Here is a 6,447-nt window from a genome sequence, read left to right on the forward strand (position 1 = left end):
TCAATTTACTGAATTTATCCCAAATCAGCACTCCGTAGCTTAAAGAAATATTCAAGGAATGTTTGCTGCCACATTGCGGTATTTCTTTAACTGCATCACTCGCGATTCCTCCTTTTTGTTGCACCCTTTTGAATTCAATGTTAAAAATCATGTCGTTTTAGGATTTCCATAAATCATTACATATAGTTTCGCTTTCTTATTGTTTAATAAACTGCTTATTTAGAGTCTCATAATCAAATAAATCTGTATTATGGCGACTTTTTTTGAAGCTGCGAATTTGTAGTAATACTTTTGTTAAACCCCTCATTTACCGACAAAACTTAATTTATGACTTATGAAACCTTTCTTCTTAATACCAGTTATTACATGCTTAATAGTTTGTAGTTTGCCTGCTCAGGAAAAGAATCTTGAATTTAACAGACTTAATACAAGAAAGCTAACGTTAAAAGGCCACACCCCTTCCGAGATTTATAGCGTATTGTTACCGGAATCGGAAAGAACTTTAAATCCAAAGTATGCGAAATTAAAATGTGAGTTAGATAGTCTATTAATTGATAGTACTTTTAAATCCGTAGCATATTCTAAAGCAATAGATAAATTTAATGATATTGAAATTATTAAAAGTAAGATATCAACATTTATCACCTCTAGTGAGTCTTTTGGAAACAAATTAATCTTGTTGAAGGAAGCGCAAATTCTTGCATTAAAACAACATATTGATGTCCTTTTGTACTCAGATGATTACATAAATAAAAAGATGGAGGCGGGTTTTTTAATTCTTAAGTTAAATCCTGAGAATATGAAGCTGCATTTAACTAATGTTTTATCAAGATTAAAATCCAATTCATATCCAGAACCTCCAATTTATCCTGAGGTTGCTGTTTTAAGGAGTAAACTAAGCCATACGGATAAAATGATAGCAGTAGAAAAACCAAATGATAAAATGGGTTACGTGCTTCAAAATAGTGTAGCTCCAGAAAATATAACTGGTGAGTTTTTAGAAATAGGCAGATATTTTGTGTTAAATGTTTCAACCAATGGTTTTAGTAAAGGTCAATTAATAACACAAAGAACCATTTTAAACTACCGAATATCCAAAGAGAAATTAAATTTTAATGTTATAAAGGTATTAATTGAAAATAGACATACGAAGGAAATGTATTTGGTAGATAATGCCTTTTTGGAAGGTTTTTCAGTAAAAAGCTAAGAAGGAAATTTAAAACGGTTTAAAAATTTATCAAGATGAAAAATTTTATAAAAATATTAATATTGTTGGTAGTGTTTTCAACTAATGTAATCGCACAACAGGAACAACAGCGAGGTTTAGTTGGTAGTGATAATTGGCTAGAATTATGGACAGAGTTTACTCCAGAAACGTTAGAATACAATGAAAACACAGAGATTATAGCCGGGAATATAACAGAAGATATTACACTATATAAAGCGCATACTTACTTATTGGTAGGAAATGTTTTTGTTACCAATAATGCCATTCTTAGTATAGAGCCAGGGACTGTTATAAAAGGCGATTTTGAATCTAAAGCAACGCTTACCATTACCAAAGGTGCAGGTATTATAGCAGAAGGAACTATTACCGATCCTATCGTTTTTACCTCAAATAAGAGCGTAAAAAAAGCAGGAGATTGGGGAGGTATCGTAATACTTGGAGACGGTTTTACTAACAAATCAGGTGAAAGTTTTGCAGCTTCTCTATATCCGGAGATTGAGGCATATGATTATAACCATACAAAGTATGGTGGTGAAAGTCTTAAAAGAAATTCCGGTTATTTGTCTTATGTACGAGTGGAATATGCTGGAGGAAAAGCTATAAAATCTAATGAGACTAATGCATTGCTTTTAGCAGGTGTTGGTGCGGAGACTACAATAAACAATATAATGGTAAGTTATTCTGAAGGCAATTCAATTACTGTTATTGGCGGAGAAGTTAATCTTGATAAAATGATTTCCTTCAGAGCAAAAAACATCGATTTTAATTTTGATTATGGCACAAAATCTCAAATAAATAATTCATTAGCCTTACGATCTCCTTATGTGTCTTATGCTTTTGGTGATTCAAAATGTATTCGTGTAGCATCCTATATTAATGAGGGTGTTGATTTTTCTAAAGACGGAACGGAAGTGGTAGCCACGAATATGACACTTTTAACAGATACCGATGATCTTAATTATGCTATTAATTCAGGATTGGTACGAGAATCCATTTACGTAGGTGAAAATACAAGTTTTAAAATTGAAAGTAGTGTAATATCGGGTTTTGCAAAGGCTTTGCTCCTTAATGAAAACATCGCCATTAATGATGTTAATTTGTCTAGAATTCAGTTTAAAAACGTGCTTTTTAATAATTTTGGTGAGCACGTTTTTTCGGAAAAAAACAATTATAATAAGGATTTAGAAAATTGGTATGCAAATCCTTACTTCTCAAATACGTATTCAAAAACGAGCCATTCATTATTATTTAAGGGTTTAAATAATAGTAGGAATAGAGATTATCGTTTACGTGTAGATGAAAAAGTGGTTATGAATAATAATTTAAGAAGTACGAAATAATAAACTAATATTAACTACTAAAAGTAAAGCATTTTTTAAGAAACAGGGAATAGGTAAATATTAGTTGTTTAATTTAGAAAACAGATCCCAAACCACGATGCCACAACTCACCGATATGTTTAAGGAGTGTTTTGTACCATATTGAGGGATTTCTATAACCACATCGCTAGCAGAAACTACATTTTGTGAAACCCCCTTAACTTCATTACCAAATACTAAAGCATATTTTGTTTTTTGGTCAGGTGTGAACTGGTTTAACATCGTGGCTTTTTCAGCTTGTTCTATAGAGATAACTTTAACACCTTCAGATTTTAAGCTTTTCACTAAGGAAAGTGTGTCTTCAACATGTTCCCAAGCTACCGTGTCGGTACTACCCAGGGCGGTTTTATGAATGTCCTTATGTGGTGGTGTTGCCGTAATGCCACACAAGTAAATTTTTTCAATTAAAAACGCATCGCTAGTCCTAAATACAGAGCCTATATTGTTTAAACTTCTAATATTATCAAGAATAATGATTAAGGGTGTTTTGTCTACTTCCTTAAAGTCTTCAATACTTAACCGGTCTAACTCGTTGTTTTTTAGTTTGCGCATGTTTTTTTATATGTCATTTCAAGGCACGAAGTAATCTCTATGTTTTTAGTTCAAATTAAAAGATTACTATAGGCATATTAGCTTTGTATTGTCTATTTAATGTTTTGTGAATAATTATAAATAACTTCTAATGCAACCACTTCAAAGAAAATAGAAAAATAGTTACATTAGCAAACTTACTAAAAAACAAAATCCTTTGGCATCTAAAAGCAAAAAAGAAACTCCTTTAATGAAACAGTACAACGCTATAAAAGCAAAGTATCCCGATGCTTTGTTATTGTTTCGTGTAGGCGATTTTTATGAAACCTTTGGAGAAGATGCTGTTAAAGCCGCTGGTATTTTAGGCATTACTCTAACAAAGCGTGGTGCTGGCAGTGAAAGTGAAATTGAGCTTGCTGGTTTTCCGCACCATTCTGTCAACACCTATTTGCCTAAGCTGGTAAAAGCAGGACAGCGTGTAGCTATTTGCGATCAGCTTGAAGACCCTAAACAAACCAAGACGATTGTAAAGCGTGGAGTAACCGAGTTGGTAACACCAGGAGTAGCACTTAATGATGAGGTGCTAGTATCTAAATCTAATAACTTTTTATGTTCGGTGCATTTTGATAAGAAGTATATCGGAATTTCATTTTTAGATATTTCTACGGGTGAATTTTTAACGTCCCAGGGAAATGCGGAATATATTGATAAGTTACTTCAAAATTTTAATCCAAGCGAAGTATTGGTTTCTAAACAGAAGCGTACGCTTTTTAATGAAACCTTCGGAAAAGATTTCCATACCTTTTATATGGAAGATTGGGTGTATCAAACCGATTATGCTTATGAAACACTTATAAAACACTTCAATACAAAAACATTAAAAGGCTTTGGTATTGAAGATTTATACGAAGGCATCATCGCCTCAGGTTCTATCCTTCATTATTTGGGTGAAACGCAGCATAATAAATTGCAACATATTACCGCCATTTCAAGAATTGCAGAAGAAGCCTATGTTTGGATGGACAAATTCACCATCAGAAATTTAGAGCTTTACAATTCTACCAATAATAATGCGGTAACGCTTTTAAATATAATTGATAGAACTATTTCGCCTATGGGTGGGCGCTTGTTAAAACGTTGGTTGGCTTTGCCGTTAAAAAGTAGCGATAAGATAAAACAGCGACATGAGGTAGTTCATTATTTAAAAAATGAAAATGCTACCCTCCAAAAAATTCAAAATCATATTAAGCATATTGGCGATTTAGAACGCTTAATTTCTAAAGTAGCCACGGCTAAAGTGAATCCGCGTGAAGTTATTCAGCTTAAAAATTCATTAGAGGCCATCGTTCCAATAAAATCGTTGGCAAGTAATTGCGATAATGAATCTTTAAAAATTATTGGAGACACATTACAAAGTTGCGATGTTCTTCGAGCAAAAATTAAAGAAATGCTGAATGAAGATGCGCCTGTAAATGTCTTAAAAGGACATACAATTGCGCCTGGGTATTCCGCAGAGTTAGATGAGTTACGTGGCTTATCCAAATCTGGTAAAGATTATCTGGATAAAATGCTGCAGCGTGAAAGTGAGCGTACGGGCATTACCTCTTTAAAAATAGATTCTAATAACGTTTTTGGGTATTATATTGAAGTGCGTAACACGCATAAAGATAAAGTGCCAGAAAGTTGGATTCGAAAACAAACCTTGGTGAGCGCCGAACGTTATATTACGGAAGAATTAAAAGAATACGAAACCAAAATTCTGGGTGCTGAAGATAAAATAATGGCTATTGAGCAGCAATTATTTTCGGAATTGGTTACTTGGATGAATCAATATATTAAACCAGTACAGCAAAATGCCTATTTAATTGGGCAATTAGATTGTTTATGTGGGTTTGCGCAATTGGCAACCGATAATAATTATGTGTATCCAGTTATAGATGAATCGCACGATTTAGAAATTAAAGATGGCCGTCATCCTGTTATAGAGAAGCAATTGCCTATTGGTGAAGCCTATATTGCCAATGATGTTTTTTTAGATAGAACAAATCAACAAATCATTATGATTACCGGACCTAATATGTCTGGTAAATCTGCTATTCTGCGTCAAACTGCTTTAATTGTATTGTTAGCGCAAATAGGGAGTTTTGTTCCGGCTAAAGAAGCTAGAATAGGGTTGGTCGATAAAATATTTACTAGAGTAGGAGCAAGTGATAATATTTCAATGGGTGAATCAACATTTATGGTAGAGATGAATGAAACAGCATCTATTTTAAATAATATATCAGAAAGAAGTTTGGTTTTATTAGATGAAATTGGTCGTGGTACAAGTACCTATGATGGAATTTCCATAGCCTGGGCTATAAGTGAATATTTGCATGAGCATCCAGCGAAACCAAAAACATTATTCGCTACCCATTATCACGAACTTAATGAAATGACCGAAACATTTGGTCGCATAAAGAATTACAATGTTTCGGTAAAAGAGTTAAAAGACAACGTGCTTTTTATAAGAAAGCTGGTAGAAGGAGGAAGTGCACATAGTTTTGGGATTCACGTGGCAAAAATGGCAGGAATGCCGCAACAAGTGTTGCATCGTGCTAATGCAATTTTAAAGAAATTAGAGAAGTCACATTCCAGTGAAGAGCTCACTGATAAGGTGAAAACGCTAACTGATGATATGCAACTCAGTTTTTTTAATTTAGACGACCCATTATTGGAAAATATTAAAGAGGAAATATTACATATTGATATTGATACACTTACGCCTGTAGAAGCGCTCATGAAATTGAATGAAATCAAGAGAATGTTGGTTAAGAAAAAGCGAGCGTAAAAAAAATTTAATTTATTTTTAAAAAAGGCTTTGTAGTTTCTATAAAAAGTCTAAATTTGCATCCGCAATAGCAATGTTGCACGTTCATTTAAAAACTGCGAAAGTAGCTCAGGGGTAGAGCATCACCTTGCCAAGGTGAGGGTCGCGGGTTCAAATCCCGTCTTTCGCTCTGATACTTTCTTAAAATATACCAATCGATGTGTGTACAGCACTCGAATGCTGCTGAGGTGGTGGAATTGGTAGACACGTTGGACTTAAAATCCAATGGCCATTAGGCTGTACGGGTTCAAGTCCCGTCCTCAGTACAAAAGCCTTATCTTTTATTAGATAAGGCTTTTTTTTATGTCTTATTTTTACATTTAATTTACACCTTCCCACAGTATTTTAAATTTTCTTGTTATCCAATTTAAGAATAAGTTTAAGTTTTAGAAGGCACCTTGCGTATTCCATTTTGATTTGGCTGTTGTATATCAATAAAA

General features: G+C 33.5%; 4 protein-coding genes and 2 tRNA genes. 5 read left to right on the forward strand and 1 reads right to left on the reverse strand.

Going from position 1 to position 6,447, the window contains the following annotated elements; genetic code table 11:
• Positions 1 to 334: 334 nt before the first annotated feature.
• Both ABYI63_RS04310 and ABYI63_RS04315 read left to right on the forward strand, forming a co-directional pair.
• Positions 335 to 1,207 carry a hypothetical protein gene (locus tag ABYI63_RS04310; protein WP_372753807.1) on the forward strand — a complete coding sequence of 291 codons (873 nt, stop codon included), beginning with the start codon at positions 335 to 337 and terminating at the stop codon, positions 1,205 to 1,207.
• 35 nt (positions 1,208 to 1,242) lie between these two features.
• Entirely contained in the window at positions 1,243 to 2,568 is a 1,326-nt protein-coding gene (locus ABYI63_RS04315) for a hypothetical protein (RefSeq protein WP_372753809.1), read from the forward strand.
• Between the two features lie 60 nt (positions 2,569 to 2,628).
• Here ABYI63_RS04315 and ABYI63_RS04320 read toward each other — a convergent pair whose 3' ends face one another.
• Positions 2,629 to 3,159 carry an RNA methyltransferase gene (locus ABYI63_RS04320; protein ID WP_372753811.1) on the reverse strand — a complete coding sequence of 177 codons (531 nt, stop codon included), beginning with the start codon at positions 3,157 to 3,159 and terminating at the stop codon, positions 2,629 to 2,631.
• A 196-nt stretch (positions 3,160 to 3,355) separates the two neighbouring features.
• On the opposite strand from ABYI63_RS04320, the gene mutS reads away from it, so the two are divergent.
• From mutS to ABYI63_RS04335, 3 genes are all read left to right on the forward strand, one after another.
• On the forward strand, positions 3,356 to 5,968 hold the full coding sequence (gene mutS, locus ABYI63_RS04325) for a DNA mismatch repair protein MutS (RefSeq protein ID WP_372753813.1): 2,613 nt from the start codon (positions 3,356 to 3,358) through the stop codon (positions 5,966 to 5,968).
• A gap of 97 nt (positions 5,969 to 6,065) precedes the next feature.
• Positions 6,066 to 6,137, forward strand: a tRNA-Gly gene (locus tag ABYI63_RS04330).
• Between the two features lie 52 nt (positions 6,138 to 6,189).
• A tRNA-Leu gene (locus tag ABYI63_RS04335) sits at positions 6,190 to 6,273 on the forward strand.
• Positions 6,274 to 6,447 lie beyond the last annotated feature (174 nt).

Origin of the sequence: Mariniflexile sp. (genome assembly GCF_041583155.1) — a bacterium.
Taxonomy (GTDB): domain Bacteria; phylum Bacteroidota; class Bacteroidia; order Flavobacteriales; family Flavobacteriaceae; genus Mariniflexile.

Bases quoted from the DNA above. Each gene is read 5' to 3' on its own strand.
- ABYI63_RS04310 (WP_372753807.1), top strand. From the start codon at position 335: ATGAAACCTTTCTTCTTAATACCAGTTATTACATGCTTAATAGTTTGT.
- ABYI63_RS04315 (WP_372753809.1), top strand. From the start codon at position 1,243: ATGAAAAATTTTATAAAAATATTAATATTGTTGGTAGTGTTTTCAACT.
- ABYI63_RS04320 (WP_372753811.1), bottom strand. From the start codon at position 3,159: ATGCGCAAACTAAAAAACAACGAGTTAGACCGGTTAAGTATTGAAGAC.